At 33.6% G+C, this 20,367-nt stretch carries 9 protein-coding genes; all 9 read right to left on the bottom strand.

The features are described from left to right. Window positions 1–27: 27 nt before the first annotated feature. Window positions 28–2,193, bottom strand: coding sequence for a beta-glucosidase (locus ACEN2I_RS08565; protein WP_441765684.1), 2,166 nt, complete (start codon window positions 2,191–2,193; stop codon window positions 28–30). A gap of 253 nt (window positions 2,194–2,446) precedes the next feature. Next, entirely contained in the window at window positions 2,447–3,895 is a 1,449-nt protein-coding gene (locus ACEN2I_RS08570; protein ID WP_441765685.1) for a RagB/SusD family nutrient uptake outer membrane protein, read from the bottom strand. Window positions 3,896–3,913: 18 nt separating this feature from the next. After that, window positions 3,914–7,099: a SusC/RagA family TonB-linked outer membrane protein gene (locus ACEN2I_RS08575; protein ID WP_441765686.1), complete on the bottom strand. Its 3,186-nt coding sequence runs from the start codon at window positions 7,097–7,099 to the stop codon at window positions 3,914–3,916. Between the two features lie 115 nt (window positions 7,100–7,214). Continuing rightward, window positions 7,215–10,511: a VCBS repeat-containing protein gene (locus tag ACEN2I_RS08580; protein ID WP_441765687.1), complete on the bottom strand. Its 3,297-nt coding sequence runs from the start codon at window positions 10,509–10,511 to the stop codon at window positions 7,215–7,217. Window positions 10,512–10,573: 62 nt separating this feature from the next. Continuing rightward, window positions 10,574–12,784, bottom strand: a complete 2,211-nt coding sequence (locus ACEN2I_RS08585) for an FG-GAP-like repeat-containing protein (protein ID WP_441765688.1) — start codon at window positions 12,782–12,784, stop codon at window positions 10,574–10,576. A 33-nt stretch (window positions 12,785–12,817) separates the two neighbouring features. Further along, window positions 12,818–14,302 (bottom strand): vanadium-dependent haloperoxidase, encoded by a 1,485-nt coding sequence (locus ACEN2I_RS08590; RefSeq protein ID WP_441765689.1) that lies wholly within the window; start codon window positions 14,300–14,302, stop codon window positions 12,818–12,820. 167 nt (window positions 14,303–14,469) lie between these two features. Then, the gene (locus ACEN2I_RS08595; RefSeq protein ID WP_441765690.1) at window positions 14,470–15,012 is read right to left on the bottom strand and encodes a hypothetical protein; all 543 of its coding nucleotides are present in this window, start codon (window positions 15,010–15,012) and stop codon (window positions 14,470–14,472) included. A gap of 209 nt (window positions 15,013–15,221) precedes the next feature. Then, window positions 15,222–16,730 carry a RagB/SusD family nutrient uptake outer membrane protein gene (locus ACEN2I_RS08600; RefSeq protein WP_441765691.1) on the bottom strand — a complete coding sequence of 503 codons (1,509 nt, stop codon included), beginning with the start codon at window positions 16,728–16,730 and terminating at the stop codon, window positions 15,222–15,224. Window positions 16,731–16,740: 10 nt separating this feature from the next. After that, window positions 16,741–19,758 (bottom strand): SusC/RagA family TonB-linked outer membrane protein, encoded by a 3,018-nt coding sequence (locus ACEN2I_RS08605; RefSeq protein ID WP_441765692.1) that lies wholly within the window; start codon window positions 19,756–19,758, stop codon window positions 16,741–16,743. Window positions 19,759–20,367 lie beyond the last annotated feature (609 nt).

The raw sequence follows: 20,367 nt of genomic DNA on the forward strand, positions 1-20,367 counted from the left end.
TTCATTTTCAAGAATATCAAGAGATTCTTATTGTACAGTAACAGTCAAACTACTCACGATGTTTTTGGATGATGTAGCGGTATAAAGCACAAATTCATCCGGTTCAATTTTCCAGTTAGAAGTTTTCTCGTCGTAGAAAGCCAGGTCTTTTACTTTTACTTTTAAACCAATTGTTTTTTGTTCTCCTGGTTTTAGGAATATTTTGTTAAAAGCTTTTAATTCCTTTTTAGGCCTTAAAACCGATGGTGCTGTTTGACCTGCATACAATTGAACTACTTCTGCACCATTTGTTTTTCCTGTATTTTTGATATTGAATTTTACTGTTATTTCATCATCAACACCGTAGACTTTTTTATCAGAAGTAACATTTGTAATTTCGAACGAAGTATAGGACATACCGTAACCAAAAGGATATTGAGGGGCAATACCTTTTATATCAAACCAGCGATAACCTACCAAAATATCTTCATCATAATTTACTTTTAAATTATGCCCGGGATATGCACCTAAAGCATGCGCTGGGGATTGACTTAAAGTAACCGGAATAGTAAAAGGCAGTTTTCCTGACGGAAATTCTGTACCGCTCAATACATCAACTATCGCATTTCCGGCTTCCATTCCGCCATACCATCCCCAAACTAAGGCCGGCACACGAGATTCAATACCTGCTAATTCAAGTGGAGAACCAGCAATAATCACGACAATCGTTTTAGGGTTTGCTTTGGCTACTTCCTGAATTAACGTTTCTTGTCCGTAAGGCAAACGCATGTGCAGCCTGTCAAATGATTCCGAATCGAAATCATGGTTTAAACCGGCAAAAACAATTGCTACATCAGATTTTTTGGCTTGAGCCACTGCTTCTTCGATTAATTTCCAATCTACCTTATCTGTATTTAATTGTCCGTCGCTGCTTCTTTCAACAACATGAGATTGTTTTTCATACCCTTGTGCAAAATTTATTTGCATTGTCTTTCCGTATTTTGTGGTCATCGCCTCAAGTGGTGTTATCTCATACAAAGCTTTGATTTCTGAACTAAATCCGCCGCCGCAATGTGTACGGGTAGCATTATCACCAATAATTGCTATTGATTTCAAAGCACTCATATTTAAAGGCAACATTTGTTTTTCATTTTTCAACAAAACAATAGCTTCTACTGCAGAACGATAGGCCGCCTGTTGGTGTTCCTTCGTATTTAAAGAACCTTTTTCGCGTGTTTCAGGATCCAAGACTTTAGTTTTAATCATGACTCTCAGAATATTTGCCACTTTTTCGTTAACTACGCTTTCTTTTATCTTTCCTTCTTTAACTGCCTTAATCAAAGGATCTGCAAAATACCAATCGTTATAGTTTTCTTTTTCAGTTCCCATTTCTAAATCTAAACCGGCTAAAGCTGCTTTTTCAGTACTATGCACAGCATCCCAATCTGACATATAAACTCCTTTGAAATTAAATTCATTTCGCAAAAGTGTTCGCCCTAAATAATTATTTTCAGTACAATATTCACCTCTGAATTTATTATAAGCACCCATAACTCCTAGTGCTCCTGCATCAACAATTGAAGATTTGAAACCCGGCAAATAAATTTCACGTAAAGCACGTTCACTCATATTTACATCTACAACAAAACGATTTTCTTCCTGATTATTGGCTACAAAATGCTTTACACATGCAGCCACATCTTTGGTTTGCAAAGCTTCGATATAACTTATTGAAAGTTGAGAAATAAGAAAAGGATCTTCACTCAAATATTCAAAGTTTCTTCCACAAAGCGGAGAACGAATGATGTTGATTCCTGGCCCAAGTAAAACATCTTTTTTACGAAAACGAGCTTCTTCACCTAAAACGATACCGCGCTGTTTAGCCAGTTCCAGATTCCAACTTGCTGCCATAGCGGTTCCAGGAGGGAAACATGTAGAGGAATCATTTGTTTGTCCCGTATATTTCCAGTTATGGCGGTTCATTTCTGCCCTTACTCCGTGTGGACCATCAGACAAAGCCCATTCTGGAATTCCGAGATGTTTTACTTCTGAAGTGTAAAATTTAGAATTTCCATGCAGCATACCCACTTTTTCTTTTAAAGTCATTTTTTGAATTAACTTCTGAATTCTTTTTTCAGTAGCTGCAGCTGTTTGTGAAAAAGAACTTTGAAAAAATACTGAAAACAAAACAATAGCCATAAATCGTAATCTCATTTTATATGTTTTAGAAAACCTTTTGGTTAAATTAAATAATTTGATTTTTATGATAAATGGGAAATAAACCCAATTAAAAAGTTCTCAAAATTAGAGCAATAAGGTATAGTGGAGTGATACAAATCGAGCATTTTATATAATAAATGAAGCAGAATTCAATGAAAAAAGCTAATTTTTTAAACTTAATAAAATGGATCATATTTATTATTTGGTATAAAATTTAGCTTATTTTCAAATGACTATGTATGTGTTTTTAAGAATTTGGTTCTATTAGTTTATTTACTGATATTTCCCCGCTTGGTATAGGCCAGATATAATTACTGCTGGTTGGTAAAACCAAAGGAGCTAAACCTATTGATCCTTTTTTTGCAGGCAGATTTTGTACCTTTCTTTGTAAATCCATCAACCGGAAACCTTCTCCTAAAAGTTCAATATCTCTTTCTTTTTGTATTGTCGATATGAGCATCTCTTTTGTATCAATATCATTTACGGGGAAAATATAATTAGGGTCTGAACGATTTCGCACAGCCTCCAATAATGCTGTTGCAGTTGTTAAATTGTCAGTATAAGCAGCTGCCTCGGCATAGTTTAATAGTATTTCGGCATAACGGATTACAGGTACATAATCTCTAAAAGGTGCCGTTGTAATATTGAATTTTTTTAATACTTTTTGATTGGCTGCACTTTTGCCGATAAGGCTGGAACGCGCATCACTACCTGAATTAAATGCAGGATCGCTGACAATACCTTCGGCAGCTAAAAAGATAATAGGCTGTGCTAAATAATTATACGCTAAAGAATATTGTGCCGATGGTGTTTCAGTAGTAGAATTTGCAAAAGGAATAGAAAAAACTGCTTCAGTTCCGGTATAACTTCCCCCAAAAATAGCAGTATAATTTCCTTCTAATTTTTGGGTTAAATTTCCTTCTGTATACTGAAAAGGCAGGGTAGAAGAAACAATTTTTTTAGATTCTGTAATTACCCTGTCAAAGTTGTTCTGCGCCAATAAAACCCTTGTTTTTAATGCAATTGCTGTACACCTTTTTGCTCTGAAAGTATTGAGTAGCGGAGTAGTGTAACTTATCGGCAAATCTATTTCAGCTTCGTCTAAATCTTTTAGAATTTGTGTATACACCATTTCTACAGAGCTTCGTGCCAGATCATTATTTCCAGAAGTTGTAATAGAAGTTAAACGCAAAGGCAGACCCAAAGCATTTTTGTCCTGATTATAAGGTTTGGCGTATGTTTGAATCAAACTGAAATAACAAAAAGCACGAATAAATTTAGCTTCGGCAATGTAGTTTTTAGCCAGCTCTTTTGAAATTACCGTTGTTTCATTCATTTTGCTGATTAGAATATTTGAAGCATTAATGGCAGCATATCCAACTGCCCAAACATTGTTTACAAAATCATTTGTTGACGCCACATTTTGATTCCATACTGCGGAACCTGTTGCTGCATTTCCGTCATTCTGGCCAAACTGATCTGCCCGCTGTTCATTAAAAACAATGAATCGGCCACCGTAAAAACTTTGATTTTGCAGTTGTTTGTATAAATTATTGGTCTGTGCCAAAATTTTATCAGGAGTACTAAATGCAAGCGATTCAGGAATGCTGGTTTCAGGCTCAGTGTCTAATAAATCATCATTACAAGCTGCTGTAAACATCAGAATAAAACAGCTGATTAAAATATATTTTTTCATTTTTTTCTTCGTTTGTAATTAAAAACCAATATTTAAGCCCAAAGTATACACTTGAGCGTTGGGAGGAACATTTTGATCTTTTCCTGAATTAATAGAGTTCCCGTTGATGGAAACTTCGGGGTCAGAACCCCTGTATTTAGTAAAAGTGTACAGGTTATTTCCTTGTAAATACACATAAACAGAGCTGAATGCGTTTTTTAGAAAAGAAGCTTCCACAGGGACATTGTATCCTAAAGAAAGATTTTTCAGCTTTACAAAAGAACCATCTTCTACTTTTGAAGTACTTGAAAATGAAAAACCTGCTGAAACGTTATCGCCATAATACAACTTTTGAATGTCGGTAATTTGTCCAGGAGTTGTCCATCTGTTTTTTATAAATTCTCCATTGTTAAAATATCGCTGATCAGAATTGGTTGCACGTGTTCCATTATACAGTTTATTTCCCTGAGCAAAAGTTAGATTTACGGCCAAAACGAAATTCTTGTAATTAAAAGTATTATTGAATCCTCCAAACAATTTTGGCAATGAAGGTCCTTGTATAACACCATCTTTATAATTGTCTATTGCCGGAGCGGCACTGCCATCGAGATAGGTCCATTTTGGAGAACCAATATGATTGTATTGCACTTCTTTACCTTCGCTGTTTATAAAAATCATTTGACCGTTTTCCGGATTTACCCCTTTGTTAGGCACTGCAAAAACAGACCCGATAGAATAGCCTATTCTGGTCATATTTTGTACACCAAATACACTTGGCACAAATACATCACTCGCTAATGATGTTACTTTGTTTTTAAGAGTAGAAAGATTCAAACTCACATTCCAATTGAAGTTTCTTGCAGTAACAGCAATTGCGTTAATGCCAATTTCATAACCTGTATTGTACATTCCACCCACATTTTCGTTAATGTAATTATTCGGAATTCCTGCTGAAAGCGCTTGTGGTGTTTTTAAAATCAAATCCCTGATTTTGTTATTGTAATAATCAAATTCTACAGAAACACGATTGTTTAGCATGGCAAAATTAAGTCCCAAATCGAGTTTTGAACTGGTTTCCCACTTTAGATCCGGATTGGCAGTTTGAGAATATCCCAAAGTTGGAGCACCACCATAAGTAGACGAATTGTAGGTTCCAATGGAGGGATAGTTTCCTATTTCGCTATTACCGACAATACCATAACTGGCTCTCAATTTTAAGTTATTCAGAAAGCCGCTTAATTTTGAATCTTTAAAAAATGATTCTTCCATGATGTTCCAGCTTACAGAGCCTCCTCCAAAATTACCGTATTTGTTTCCCTCAGATAAAGCCGATAAACCATCCACTCTATAATTTAAAGTCAGGAAATATTTATTTTTAAAATTGTAGTTTAAGTTGGTGAAATAAGACAACAGGGCGTTTTCTGAAAGGTCATTCCCGATTGGTGAAATATTAGCATAACTTCCCTGGTAATTTTTATAGTAAGTGTCGGTAATATTACTTTGAGAAGCTCCCCAACTGTTCAGAGAAGTTTTAATTCTCTCATAACCAGCCAGAATCGTAAAATTGTGGTTTTCATTAAAAGAATCTTTATACGTAATAGTATTAGCCCAATCAGTTCTGGATAAATCGGTCGCAATATTAGTTGCCACACCGTTGTAAGATGCGCCTCCTCCGTGAATTGGGTTTAAAAACAATTTGTTTTCAAGTCCAATACTATTCAATCCAAAACTGGTTCTAAAAGTCAACTTTTTAGTGATATTAAACTCGCCGTAGACATTTCCTAAAAGTGATTTACTAATTGAAGTCGTCAAATCAAGTTCCTGAACCATCGCTAAATTGTAGGCGTTAATGCTACCAATAATGGAAGGAATATTGGCTCCATAACCCACACTTATTCCATTTTGAATACTGTAAGAACCATCCGGATTGTAAACAGGTACATTGGGAGGCAAAACATACGTCATCCTTCCTAAAGGTTCATTTGTAATATATTCGGTGTTATAGGTCGATGAAGACAAGGTGTTACCTGCAACAGCACCCGTATTTGGACCTACATTTTTTGCTCTGCTGTATGAAACATTAACACCAATCCTCATAAAATTGTTCACGTCATGATTGAGGTTTAACCTTGTCATGTAATTTTGAAAGGTATTGTTTTTTATAAAGCTGTTTTGATTGGTATAGTCTGCAGAAAAATAATATTGAGTCGTTTCATTACCTCCCGAAATATTAATATTGTGATTACTCGAAAAGCCCGGTTCGTAGGCTACATCGTACCAATTTGTATCTACCGTACTTCCGTCATCATTTTGAGACAGAAAAAAACCGGGTGCTTTACCAGCATTGACAAGTGCTTCATTTTTTATCATAGTATAGTCTTCGGCATTTAATAATTTAGGCAAATTATAAGGGGTACTTCGGCTGAACCAGGTGTTGTAGTTGAATTTAGTTTTACCTTTCTTCCCTCTTTTTGTGGTAATGACCATAACGCCATTTGCAGCTCTGGATCCATAAATTGCGGAAGCAGACGCATCTTTTAATACATCAACAGAAGCAATATCATTAGGATTGATTCCTGAAAGGGGATTGTTTCCTACAAAACCGCCCAATGAGCCGGTAAAAACAGCCACACCATCTACCACGATTAAAGGGAAAAGCCCTGACGTAATCGTATTTAAACCCCGAATCCGAATAACAGGCGTATTGTTTAATACACTTGTAGATTGAATCACATCGATTCCTGTTGCCTGTCCGCCTAATAGCTGATCAAAACTGGTTGAAGGACGATTCTGTAGTTGCCTGGCTGAAACAGTGGAAACAGAACCTGAAAACTCAGATTTTTTTTGAAACAAGTAGCCACTGGAAATTAAGATTTCATCTAATTCATTCGAGTTGTCCTGCAATACTATTTTTATACTTTTATTGGATTTTAAAGTTAAATTTTGAGTTAGATAACCCATCATAGTTACTGTTATCGTAATTGGAAATTGAGCTGCGGTAGTAATTGAAAAACACCCATTTTCATCTGTAATTACAGTTTCATTAGTTCCTGTAATCTGGATCGTAGAAGCTACAATTGCTTCATTTTTATTGTCTGTAATTTTTCCTTCTATGGTATTTGTTTGCCCAAAAAAAGAAAATGAAATTAAGAGACAAAATAGTATTATAAACCGATTTCCATTTGCTGATATGACCAACAAACAGGATATACATTTTTGTTTCATTTTTTTGATTTTATAGCATAGCCTAAACCAGAACTAAAGTGTTCTGGTTTTAAGCAGCAGTATTTAAATAGAGTTTATTAGGAAGACCGATCACTAATTTTCAAATCTTAGAAGTTTAATTGATTTTAACGCTTTGTAAAAACGAATTATTTTTAGTGACTAAAAGATAGGTTTTACCTTTTACGTTTATTTTTTCCATGTTTTTAACATCACCAGTAGTAAAGAATCCGCTTTGAATTGCTGATACCGAATGAAAATTTCCTTTTCCATTTCCCTTTAAAAACAGCCCATGACCCGCATCGTTTCTGGGTGTTTCAACTTCCGAATTGTACATGTTACCAGTAATTAAAGCATCAAGTTTGCCGTCATGATCATAATCATCTACCAAAATTTGATTAATACAGCTGAGCTGTGCTTCAACCGGAAGTTGGTGAATTATAAATTTACCATTTTTATTTTCTAAATAAATACTGGCAAATGATTTCACTTTATAATGCAAGGCTTCCTTCAATGACTTCTCAGTATAAACATCAACCAAAGTAGCTTCTGAAAAGCTTTCGTAATCTTTGAATTTTTTCTTGATATTTGGTATCTGTTGAGACGAACAGCCACGTCCACGCACCGGATACTGCTTTCCGTCATTGTAGTAACTCAGCACAATATCCTTATGTTTATCATTGTCAAAATCTTTCACAAAAATATCAAAGGTTTCATCGGGAGTTGCTTTGTACTTGTAATTCAGGCCGTTATTTCCTACTATGTAATCCATATCACCGTCATTATCAAAATCACCTTGCTGAATGCTCCACCACCAACCTGTAGTGTCATTATTAAGTCCCATGTTTTTTGTAACTTCTTTGAAACCCGATTTCGTATTTTGAAAAACACGAATTGGCATCCATTCGCCCACAATAATTATATCATCTAATTTATCATTATTAAAATCAGTAATTACAGCACTGGTTGCCATTCCTAAATTGACAAATTCTTTTGGTACTTTTTTAGAAATTTCAAATTTAGGTTGCCCAACTGTACCAATATTATGCAATAAATAAGTTGTTGCTGGAGATGGATATTGACCAGGAACTTGCCTTCCTAATACCAAAAGATCTTGTTTGCCATCTTTATCATAATCGATAGGATATACTTTTGAACCACTCGTTATCATCGTTGGTAACACTCCTTTTGGTGCTTTAGTAAAATCACCTTTTCCGTTGTTGAGGTATAATCTGTCTTGCAATTTTGGATCGTTAATCAAAAATTCATAACCTCCACTCACTAAATATAAATCATTATCACCGTCATTATCGGCATCAAAAATCAATGCTCCTGTATCTTCACTAAATTTATCTTCCTCAAAAGCCAAAGTGTTTTTTTCTGTGAAACCATTTTTAGTCTGTAAAAATATTTTTCCTGTATAGCCAGAAGATCCTCCAATGAAATAATCTTCAAGACCATCTTTATTTAAATCCCCAACAGCTATGGCAGGACCAAAACTTGACATTTTATGAGGCAGTAATACCTGATCTTTAAAGTCATCGTATTTGTTTTCTTCGTGTTTAAAAATTGGAAAAATTCCATTTTCACTTGTAAACAAGACAGTTTTAGTAGTTGTTTCGACTGTTATTTCTTCTTTAGCATCTTGTTCGTTCAATTGTAAAGTCTGGTTTGCTTTAACGTTATATAACTTTTGGATTTTACCATTATTCCAGACAACTTTTACCTCGTCGATGGTTTTGTCTTTTGCAATGCCAAAATGCAATTCGGGAGCTACCGATGACTGAAATCCTCTTGTTAAGGTAAGTTCCTGCATCTGGATTCCATTTTTGGTTTTGATATAAACACGATTCCCTAAACCAAAAGTGTTTTTTGAACTTCCTTTGAAATTTACTTTGATATAATTATTGATTTTAGAACTTGCATTTTCAAAAACAGAGGCATAATCATCGATATTATTGACAACCAAATCCAAGTCGCCATCGTTGTCTAAATCAGCATAGGCAACACCATTTGAAAAGCCTTTATATTCAATTCCCCATTTTTTATTTGCTTGTTCAAAATTTAAATTTCCTTTATTTTGAAACATGAAATTATCAATTTTTTCAGAAGGAATTTCCTGGGACTTTTTAAGCAAGTCTTTTGGTTTTAAATTCAATGCTTCTAAACTATTAAAGAAATCATTATTATTAATTTCTCTTCGGGTTCCATTGCTTACAAATAAATCTTTGTTTCCGTCATTATCAAAATCAGCAAATAAAGGTCCCCAGCTCCAGTCAGTAGATGAGGTTCCTGTAATGCGCGATACATTGCCAAAATGTGGTATGCCGTTTTGATTAACTCCAGTGTTTAGCTGCATGCAATTGTGCATATACTGGTAATTAAAACCGGCACCAACTACATCCCAAAAAAGTTGTGGATTCATACTGGACATATTCGCTTTTTTACGACGATTGTCTTTGGCATCCATGTCTACCTGAAAAACATCTAAGTTACCATCATTGTTAAAATCAGAAATATCTACACCCATTCCGTAGAAAGAATTGTGTGCTGTAGCCTGTTTTACAACTTCCTTAAAAGTACCATCCTGATTATTGATGTACATGAAATCGGGTGAGTTAAAATCATTTGAAACATAGATATCAGGCCAGCTGTCGTTGTTTAAATCTCCAATTGTCGCACTTAATGATAATCCGTAAGCCATTACACCCGCTTTTTTAGTAACATTGGTAAAATGACCACCATCATTTCGGTATAAATGCCCAGTTTCATTGTCTTTGACATGCAGCATCATTTGTAAATAATCACTAGTTGCCGAATTGAATTTTGTTGGCGGATAATTGGCGACAAATAAATCTAAATCACCATCTTTATCATAATCAAAAAAGGTACCCTGAACACTATTTCCTATGTCATCTATACCGTATTCTTTAGCCTTTTCTGTAAAAGTACCATTACCATTGTTAATGTATAATTGATTGTTTTTAGGCCCAAATTTTCCGCTTACACTACAATAAATGTCTAAAAAACCATCTCCATTTACATCTGCCATAGTTACTCCATTGTACCAGCGATTATCTCCTTCTACACCCGCTTTTACTGTAATATCTTCAAATTTTAAACTTCCTTTGTTTAAATACAATTTATTGGAGACCTGATTTCCTGTAAAAAAGACATCTACCAGACCATCATTATTAATGTCCCCAGTAGCAACTCCTCCTCCTAAATAGATATAATGATAGGTGAAGTAATTCAGTGAGTCATTTTCAGTTAAATTATTGCTGAAATCAATTCCTGTGTCAGATCGATCCAAGATAGAAAATATCTTCTCATCTGATTCGTTATTAGAACAGTTTACACATAATAATATGGTTAACATACTAAAAAGAACTGCTTTTATTTTTCTATTTCTCATTTTTAAATTAAATAACTACGTGATGAACTGTGTTGTCATCTTACTTTAACTATACTATTTAGTTAAATACATATAGAAGATTTAGTGCCAGCTGTAGAAAAAAACATCTTTTTAATATTCAATTTTGAAAAGTCTTTTTCTCCCTCTATAATTTTAAGGTATTGATTTGGCTTTATGTTTCTAAATATTTTCTTTTTACGGCTTTTCGGCCAGGTTATTTCAATTTGATCAATCATTTTAGCTTGTCCAATTCCAATTTCCATTCTTAAAGCTGATGCACCAAAACTTCCGCCTGAATTTAATATTCTATAGACAGATCTGGAAACACCATTTTCCCTGAAACTAACTTTTACCTTTGTTCCAATCGCAGAACGATTACTGTCTGTCCCTTCTAATTTCAATTTTATCCAATGGTTGTTGTTTTGACCCGGGTTGAGATATAAAGAATTATAGAAAGAATCTCCTATATAGGCACCTCCGACTTCTATAAAAATATCAGTATTGCCATCATTATCAAGATCATTCAAGGCCACGCCATGGCCTTTCTGCAAATTTCCTACCCGAGCAGAAAAAGTAACATCAGTAAATTTCCCATTGCCCATATTTCTAAATAATTTATTGGGTATTAGGGATTTATAATCTGGGTTCCCTGTGCCAAGATACATGTCCAGAAATCCATCATTATCAATATCACCAAAATTAGCACCCATTGCAAAGACTGTTTTACTTAGGCCCGATACCTCAGATTCATTTGTAAAAGTTCCATCATGATTATTATGGTACAAATACATTTTACTACTTTCATTTGGTATGTTCAATGCATCCATTGCAATTTGACGAGCTACAGCACCATCAAATTCATAACCACAAACAAAAATATCCTGCCAGCCATCATTATCATAATCCCAGAACCATGTTGGAAATGTCATGACATTGATTCCCGCTAAACCCGCCTGATCTGTAACATCTATAAATTGTGGAATGCCATTTTTAAGTCCAGTGTTTTTTAGTAATATTTTTCTTTTATTCATTCCGGAAAGAAACAAATCAATATCACCATCATTATCATAATCAGCAGATGTTACTCCTTTAATGAAACTGAGAATATCACATTTTGCTTCTTTAGCAACATTAGTAAATGTTCCGTCCTGATTATTTAAATATAATTCAGAAGGGTAGGACTCATTAGCTGATGACTCGTTGCCTATAAATAAGTCTAAATATCCATCATTATTAAAATCATTCCAGTTACCAGCTTGAGTAGGAAATTCAGAATACAATCCGCTTTTGATGGTTACATCGGTAAATGTACCATCACCATTGTTGCGTAACAGCGAGTTGGGCTGTCTTCCGAATTGGTGCATCCAGGCCCCTCTCATAACAAAAATATCAGTATCGCCGTCATTATCATAGTCAGCTTGAATCATGCTTAACCCACCTTTGAAACGGCCTATTTCTGATTTTTTTGAATAATCTATAAATTTCCCCTTTTTATCGTTTTGATAATAGTGCATTATTCCGTCTAAACTCCAATCAGACGTTATAATATCTAAATAATTATCATTATTAAAATCATCAATAATAACTCCTCCAGACATATTTCTGTTTGTTATGCCTACGTTTGAGGCAACATCTATGAATGGTTTTATACTATAATCAGAATTATCTCTATTAAGGTTTGAAATTAACCATTGCTTAGGAACCTCTAAAGGATAACCGCCTATTGTCATATAAGCAATATTGAGCAGCCATCTTGATTCATAATCATTGGGATTTATATTCAATAATTTCGTATAAATTTCAATTGCTTTTTGAGAGCCTTGTCGTATAATATGAACTCCATTTTTTTGTATAGGCATAATACACGATTCTGGATTGTGATGATTGACGCAATTTTGTTTTTCGCCGAGTCTCATGTAGGCAATAGCCAAAATTTTTAGTGATCCAGGATTATCTTTTCTGCTGAGTTCTTTTTGTTTTCTGATTGCATTTTCAAGAACTTTCACAGATTCAGCTTCTTTTCCCAGGTTCAATAATGCATTTCCATTTTTTAATTCATTTGTTATTTTGAAAAATCCGTCATATGAATTTTTAATTATGGAATCATAATAAGCAACTTCGGCTTTTGATGCAAATGCGTTATTTTTTACATTATACATTCTATTCCTAGCTTCCAGAATATTAACCATTTTGTCATTAGGATTAGAAAAATAATCGCATGATTGTGCTAAAGCAGCTGTTACAAATAACAATATTAATTGTTTAATTTTCATAATTAAAACATTTTGATTAGGTGAATCCTGCTATTATTTATCGAAATTTTTATTTCCTATATGAAGATTATAAAATTTCCAAACTTCATGAGCTACATTTCTTCCTAGCCTGAGTCCTTCGACATTATCTGCCTGAATATGATATCCTCCCATAACTCTGGAAATTCCTGCCATATTAGCTGTTTCTGTGAATGTTGGAAATTTTAATACTACAGATTTTCCAATGTTATTTGGTTCTGTCATCGAGCCTGGAGTTTCCCATGTTGCAGATTCTCCAAACGCATCACTTCCGGTCCATAATTTTAAGGCTTCACCACAACCGCCGCTAATAGTGCTATGTCCTGAAACATAACCCGGAAAAGCGGGACATAAAAATATATCGGGTGAATAAGGTCTCCAGTACTTTCCTTTCATTTCTATATTTCCAAAACCCGGACCTCCCCAGGCTTTTATATTTTGATCTTTATAATAGTAATGTACTAAAGCATAAGGACGGGCAAAATCATAAAACATTTTCGTATCCCAACATGCTATAAAACAATCCATAGCAGTTACCTGATTATAGAAAAACATTTTGACATCCTGATCTACAGTATGATTATCACGTCTGGAAACATCCTGGGCGAATTTTAGCCAATGTCCGGCTTGCTGTACAGATTTTGGTCCATCACGCATAAACTCTACCAATGCTTTTTGTTCATTAGTAAGATTATATTGTAAATCAATTAGTTCTTTCACTTCATTTTTAAGTTGTTCCGAATCCAAAGAAGGTGGAGGTATAGCACGAAACTGATTTCCGGATTGTAACCCTACAGGTTTTACTTTATTCCAAAATGGAGTTGCACAGCCTGGTGCAAATTTACCACCTTTTCCATCTGAAAAATATTTTGGCTGCCAGTGAATTACATCAATCATTTCATCTGGAGAATTGACCGGATTATAATTTACATAGTTAAAATAGGGGGTTCCATTTGAACCATCTTCTTCTCCATATTGATTTGAGCCATCATGCTTTCTAGCTTCAATTACTGCTTTTGCAGCTAAATTTCCTATTCCTACTGGTGTTTTAGGATCAAGTGATTTATCATTAGGATCAAGTCCTAATTTTACCATAAAGCTTATAAATAAATCTTTGTCTGAAAAATAATATTCAGATAACGCATTATAGGCAGCATAACTAATAGCAATTTCTTTATTTTTGAGTGTCTGTTCTTTTTTAGGTCTTCTTTCCGTATCTTTTAAATATACAGGAATTGCTTTATTATCATAGCGGCTCCAGGCATCAAAGACAGCAACAAATGTCAATCCTAAATAACGGGAAGTTACTGTTGGTCTTGGTTTAAAATTTTCGGTATCATTACCTGTTGCAGTAATTGCCATTTCCGACCATTTATAGGTTATATTATTTTCTCCAGTTGGTTCTTTAATTTTATTTTTATTGTCTTTATTTTGTGGAAATGTTTTTGGGATTAAAATACTAAACAACAGTATTTTAATCATTAGTTTATGAACTTTCATTTTGGTGGTTTTATATGGTTTTTTGATAGTTTTCTTTTCAATTAGAATTAATTGAGATTATTATATGTCAAATTATAAGCAAGCTCAATCTTAAGTTAAAAACTAAAGATTTTGCCATAGCATGGTTTACTTAATCAAGGCTATTTATATTTTAACATTTAAGAAGACTATACCATATCTGGAGGAGTATAATTGGTAGTAAAATATCCGGGAAGGAGGTTTTCTTTTGGATTATATGAATTTAAAGTAGCAGGTAAAATTAATTTTACAGTAGTAATCATTAAATTAATAGTATCATTAGGAATGTAATCCTGAATAAACGATTTCATTAATTTTTTACATGGATTTTCTTTATCTGAATTAGTATCAAATAATTGACTATCTACAATTTTTTTTAAATCTTTACTATAAAATTGATTATGAGAATTTTTTAGGCAATATAATTTTAAAACATTGTTTACAATTCTTTTTTTAAAGACATGATACGTCTTATTTTCGACAACAAAATCTTCATTTGCATATTCAAAACCTGAATCAACAATATAGGCATAAGGATTAATTATAACTTCAATTACTTCAAAATTTGAATCATCAGTTTTCTCCATGGAGTTCACCCAGATTTGCTGTTGTTGTTCAGCAAACATGATATAAAATCCTAAAACATTATAAAACAATGTTATGATTAAAAAGAGTGATGCAATTCTTTTCATATTGAATAAAATTGGGTGATTTACAAACTTTTTTAAATATTGTAAAACATACAACTTCTAGTTGTGGTTATTAACTAAATTAAATCAAAAGGAGTTGAGGTTATGGCTTGGATTATTTTTTAGTTAGTACTTACAGATAGTAAATAAACAGCGCATTTACTAATGCGCTGTTTATTAAACACTAACTCAAACTAACTAACTTAAATCATTTAGAAACCAGGATTATTATCACTTGGTTTTATTTTTGGGTTTGAAGATGTTTCTCTGTTTGGTATTGGCCATAATTCATTCTTGCCTACTTGAAAGCCAGAATCTTTTAGTACTGTACCAGCCATGCCCCATCTAATAAGGTCATCAAAACGAATTTGTTCGGCAGCAAATTCCACCATACGTTCATGTACAATAGCAGTGAAGACAGCATCTTTTGAAAGTGTTGTAGCTAATGCTCCTCCTCCTGTAAATGCTCTAGCACGAACTTCATTAATGTAACCGATTGCAGTAGATTGAACACCTCCAGCTCTTTGATTTTCACATTCTGCTTTCATAAGCAGCACATCTGAATAACGCATTACTTTAAAGTTAATGCCAGAATCCATTGTTTCAGCGTCACTTCTATATAAATTAGAATATTTTTTCCAACTTGCAGGTCTAACATTTTCACCAAAACCAGATTTAAAATTGCTTGATACCATAGTATTAGCATCATTATTGAATTTTGACCCGGGCTTATAAAAAGTTGCGTCAGCGCGTTTATCGCCAGGTTCATAAGCTGCTAATATAGCATCCGATGGAGCCACATTAAACCACCCTCCTCCAGCAGGATTACCATATTCCTGACTTCTAAGTGTTGCTTCATTTGCACCGTCTCCTCCGCTATTATTATTGCTGCTCCATCTATCTCCTGACCCTAATGCTGCATCAAATTCAATCTCAAAAATTGATTCGACACCATGTTCTTTTTCTTCCATAAAATTATCAAAGAAATTAGGTTCTAAGCTGTATCCTGTAACACTATTTAAAGCAACTAATGCTTCATCATATTTTTTTTGATACAATAATGCTTTTCCTAAGTAAGCAAAAGCAGCAGACTTGTTAGGTCTTCCTTTATCGTCTGAAGCTAAGAGGTTTTTTGAAGCAAAATCAAAATCATCTGTAATCAATTTGTACACCTCTTCTTTAGGACTTCTGGCAGCGGCAGTTATAGTCTGTGTAGTATAAATTGGTAAATCGCCAAAACGCGGTACTAAAAGAAAATAATAATAAGCTCTTAAAAAATGAGCTTCTCCTAAATATTTATTTTTTTGCTCTTGTGTTAAAATATTATTTGGTAAAGCCTGAATTATTTCCTCATTATCCAATACAAAATTTGCCTTAGATATCCCTAAAAAACAGGCTTCCCAATAAAACTGAATAATATCACTACTGGCATCAAAAGTAAAATTTATAAAAGGACTTTTGTTACCTTCTAGTCCTGAATTCCCTACGTTTTCTCCAGCCATATTGTCTAAAGCAAAGAAAATATGTCTACCATAAAGACCATTTGTCTGTAAGTTTGCATAGGCTGCATTTACTGAAGCTTCTACCTGACTTTTTGTTTTGAAGAAAGTTTCAGGAGACAAGGCATTTGGATTAGTTAATTCTAAATCTTTGGTGTCACATGAATTTATTGCAAAAATTCCAGACAATACTACAACTATATATTTTATTTTTTTCATCATTTTTTATGTATTAAAATGTAACTTCAAGCCCAAAAATTACTGATTTAGGTTGTGGATACCTTCCTATATCAATACCGGCAGAATTGGCATTATCATCTACGCGTGCAATTTCAGGATCTAAACCAGAATAGTCAGTAATAGTAATAAGGTTTTGTCCACTTAAATAAAATCTTATTTTTGAAAAATATTTTTGGAATTCTTTTCCTGATAATGTATATCCTACAGTGATGTTTTTCAGCCTTGTATAAGAACCATCTTCAACATATCTCTGACTGGCAGAATTCCAGTTTATAGGTGCACCAACTGCTCTTGGTATAGTTGCTGATGGATTGGATACCGTTGTTCCTGTAACAATAGATCTATCTAGAACTTCTGTGCCAGAGTTAAACAAACGCTGCATAGCCTGCGTATCGAATTTATTCGCGTTAAAAACATCATTACCCTGAACTCCTGATATAAAACAATTAAAATCGAAGTTTTTGTAGGCTGCTGTAAGGTTTAAACCGTATGTAAAATCTGGATATGGATTTCCAATATTTGTTTTGTCATCTGAATTAATTATTTTATCACCATTGCGGTCAACAATTTTAATATCACCAGCTTTAATGGTAGTTTGCCCTGGCCCAAAAACCGCATCTACTTCTGCTTGGTTTTTATAAATCCCATTGGTTTCATAACCATAAAAATAGAATAATGGTTCTCCTGCTTTAAGCATAGAGAAATTTTCTAAACCAGCTCTTGGTACTGGTCCTGCTAATACATTTGCTACATCTGGCGCTAATTGTGTTACTTCATTTTTACTCGTTCCCAAATTAGCTGTAGCTGACCAGGTAAAATCACCTTTTCTATCATTGTAACCTAATGTTATTTCATAACCGCTAACTTTAACGTCAGCAATATTTTGCAATTGACTTCCACTAATAGAACCAAGAGAAGCCGCAAGTGGTATTCTAAAAAGCACATCACTACTTTTATTGTTAAAATATTCGAGTGATCCAGTAAATTTTTCATCAAATAAACCAAAATCTAAACCTATATTTCTATCATTTTTGGACTCCCACTTTAAATCTGGATTAGCTGCACTTCCCGCAGTGAAACCTGGTGCCAATACTCCATTAATTGGATAATTATAGCCTCCTGGTAAACTGGAACTATACTGATAATCGTCTACTCTGTCATTACCAGTTGTACCTGTACTGGCTCTAAGTTTCAAAGTACTAAAGACAGAATTTTCCATAAAACTTTCTTTTGCAATATTCCAGCCTAAAGCAAAAGAATAGAAATTACCATAGCGATTATTAGATCCAAAACGAGAAGAACCATCTCTACGACCTGAAACAGCTAAAATGTATTTATCATCATAATCATAGTTTATACGAGCAATATAACCTAAATTATTAGCTTCATAATTAGTAGAACTTAAATTTGGATCCTGAAGTCTTAATTGATCAATTTCATTAGATATATAGAAGCGGCTTGCAGCATTTACGCTCGAGCTCTTGCTATCAATTTTAGTTATAACTCCTAATACTTCAATATTATGTTTATCAGCAATCGTAGTTTTGTAAGCTAAACTATTATCAAATACAATGGTTTGACCTTGACTGTTTATTTCAGCCGTTGTAGAGTAATCAAAACCATGTGCCGCGCCATCACGGTAGCTAGGAACAAATGTATGATCTTTACTTGTATAATAATCTAAAGAAACTTGTGAACGAAATTTTAAGCCTTTGTAAATCTCTAATTCTGCAAAGATGTTTCCTATTATGGATACTCCAGTAATTTTTTGATATCCTAAATTTGCTACACGCACAGGGTTTTCAGCATCATTACCTCCATCCAAACCAACGCTGGGACCCTGATATCCTCCAGTAGTATTGTTATCATCATATACAGGTAAATAAGGAGCCATTTTAATAGCATGCTCTAATAATGTTCTGCCTCCGGAGGCACGCTCTGGGTTAGTTTTATTAAATGACAATCCTATACTACTGCCTACTGTTAATTTACCTATGTTTTGAGTATTATTACTTCTAAAAGAATAGCGTTCAAAACCGGTACCAATAATACTTCCTTCTTGTTTTAAATATCCCGCAGAATAACGGCTTGTTGAATTTTCTGTACCACTTGAGAAACTCAAATTATAATCCTGCATGATCCCGGTCTGAAAAATTTCGTCTTGCCAATCAGTTGTTTGATTACCAAATTCAGCTGCTCTTGCTGTCAAATCAGTACCAAAAGCGTCTTTTGCATATTGTAGATATTGTTGCGTATTTAATACATCAAATCTTTTTGTGACTTTTTGTGAACCTACATAAGAACTAAAGGTCAATTCTCCTGGGCCTTTTTTTCCTTTTTTGGTAGTCACCATAACAACCCCATTAAAAGCTTTTGAACCGTATAAAGCTGTAGTCGAGGCATCTTTTAAAACGGATATAGACTCAATATCATTTGGACTTAGTCCTGATAAATTTCCTGTCAATACTCCGTCAATTACATATAAAGGAGCACTATTACCCATTGTAGCTAAACCACGTATAGAAACTGTTGGATTAGAACCTGGTGCACCATTTACAACATTAACACCAGCAGCTCTTCCTTGTAAAGCTGATTCTGCATTAGTAATTGGCACGGCTACAATATCTTTAGAACTTACTGTTGAAATGGCACCTGTTACCTTAGATCTTTTTTGAGTACCGTAAGCGATTACAACTTCATTTAAAGTTTGTGTAGATTCGGCTAATTTTACATTAATAATTGTCTGACCACCAACAGTTATCGTTTGCGAAGTCAATCCAACATAAGAATATGTTATTTTATCTGTAGCATTAACCCCTTGTAAAGAGTAGTTACCATCAAAATCAGTTGATGCGCTATTTTTAGATCCTTGTACATTAATACTGGCACCAGGTAAAGGAATCCCTGATGGATCCGTCACCACACCCTTGATGGTCTTTGATTGTGCCATCACATTTTGAATGCTAACTATTAGCAATGCGACTATTGCAATTTTTATTTTTAACATCATAGTTAATTGGTTTTTTTGTTTAGTTAAATAATTGTTTGGTTGTAAAGTACTATTTATTATATTGATTATAATTAGCTAATGAATTGTTTTCTAGTATTTTAAACTTTTTTAAAATCACTATTAAAAGGTGTTTTATTTTATGTTTTCAAGTTATTTTTTATTTAATCTGCATTTCAAAAGAGGTACTCAATAAATAAATTGTTTTTTCATTTCATGCTTATAAATTGTTTTTAGGTGTTAATAATAGTTTGAGTTTTTGTTTGACATTGTTAATCCAAAAATATAAGCTTAACATAAATTTCACATACAACAAATGATGCAAAAACTATCAAATTTGTAGCACGATACTTGTAAAACTAATAAATTCAGTATTTTAGGTTTGTTTTTAATAAAAAAATGCAAATAAGATATTGTTAGTTATGTTGCTTTATTTTTTTGTTATCAAAAAAAATAAATAACCATTTATTTATATTTGATAATTGCGAAAAATTAAACGAAAAATAAAAAGAAAGAAAATTACTCTTAATTTGAGTTGTTGTTTGTGTAAAGTACAATCACTTAGCAAAATTGTATATTGAGGCCAAATTTTCGAAATAACAGCAAATAAAA

It is taken from the genome of Flavobacterium sp. W22_SRS_FK3, assembly GCF_052113665.1.
In the GTDB taxonomy this organism is placed as follows: Bacteria; Bacteroidota; Bacteroidia; order Flavobacteriales; family Flavobacteriaceae; genus Flavobacterium.

Bases quoted from the DNA above. Each gene is read 5' to 3' on its own strand.
- ACEN2I_RS08570 (WP_441765685.1), bottom strand. From the start codon at position 3,895: ATGAAAAAATATATTTTAATCAGCTGTTTTATTCTGATGTTTACAGCA.
- ACEN2I_RS08605 (WP_441765692.1), bottom strand. From the start codon at position 19,758: ATGATGTTAAAAATAAAAATTGCAATAGTCGCATTGCTAATAGTTAGC.
- ACEN2I_RS08595 (WP_441765690.1), bottom strand. From the start codon at position 15,012: ATGAAAAGAATTGCATCACTCTTTTTAATCATAACATTGTTTTATAAT.
- ACEN2I_RS08590 (WP_441765689.1), bottom strand. From the start codon at position 14,302: ATGAAAGTTCATAAACTAATGATTAAAATACTGTTGTTTAGTATTTTA.
- ACEN2I_RS08575 (WP_441765686.1), bottom strand. From the start codon at position 7,099: ATGAAACAAAAATGTATATCCTGTTTGTTGGTCATATCAGCAAATGGA.
- ACEN2I_RS08585 (WP_441765688.1), bottom strand. From the start codon at position 12,784: ATGAAAATTAAACAATTAATATTGTTATTTGTAACAGCTGCTTTAGCA.
- ACEN2I_RS08565 (WP_441765684.1), bottom strand. From the start codon at position 2,193: ATGAGATTACGATTTATGGCTATTGTTTTGTTTTCAGTATTTTTTCAA.
- ACEN2I_RS08580 (WP_441765687.1), bottom strand. From the start codon at position 10,511: ATGAGAAATAGAAAAATAAAAGCAGTTCTTTTTAGTATGTTAACCATA.
- ACEN2I_RS08600 (WP_441765691.1), bottom strand. From the start codon at position 16,730: ATGATGAAAAAAATAAAATATATAGTTGTAGTATTGTCTGGAATTTTT.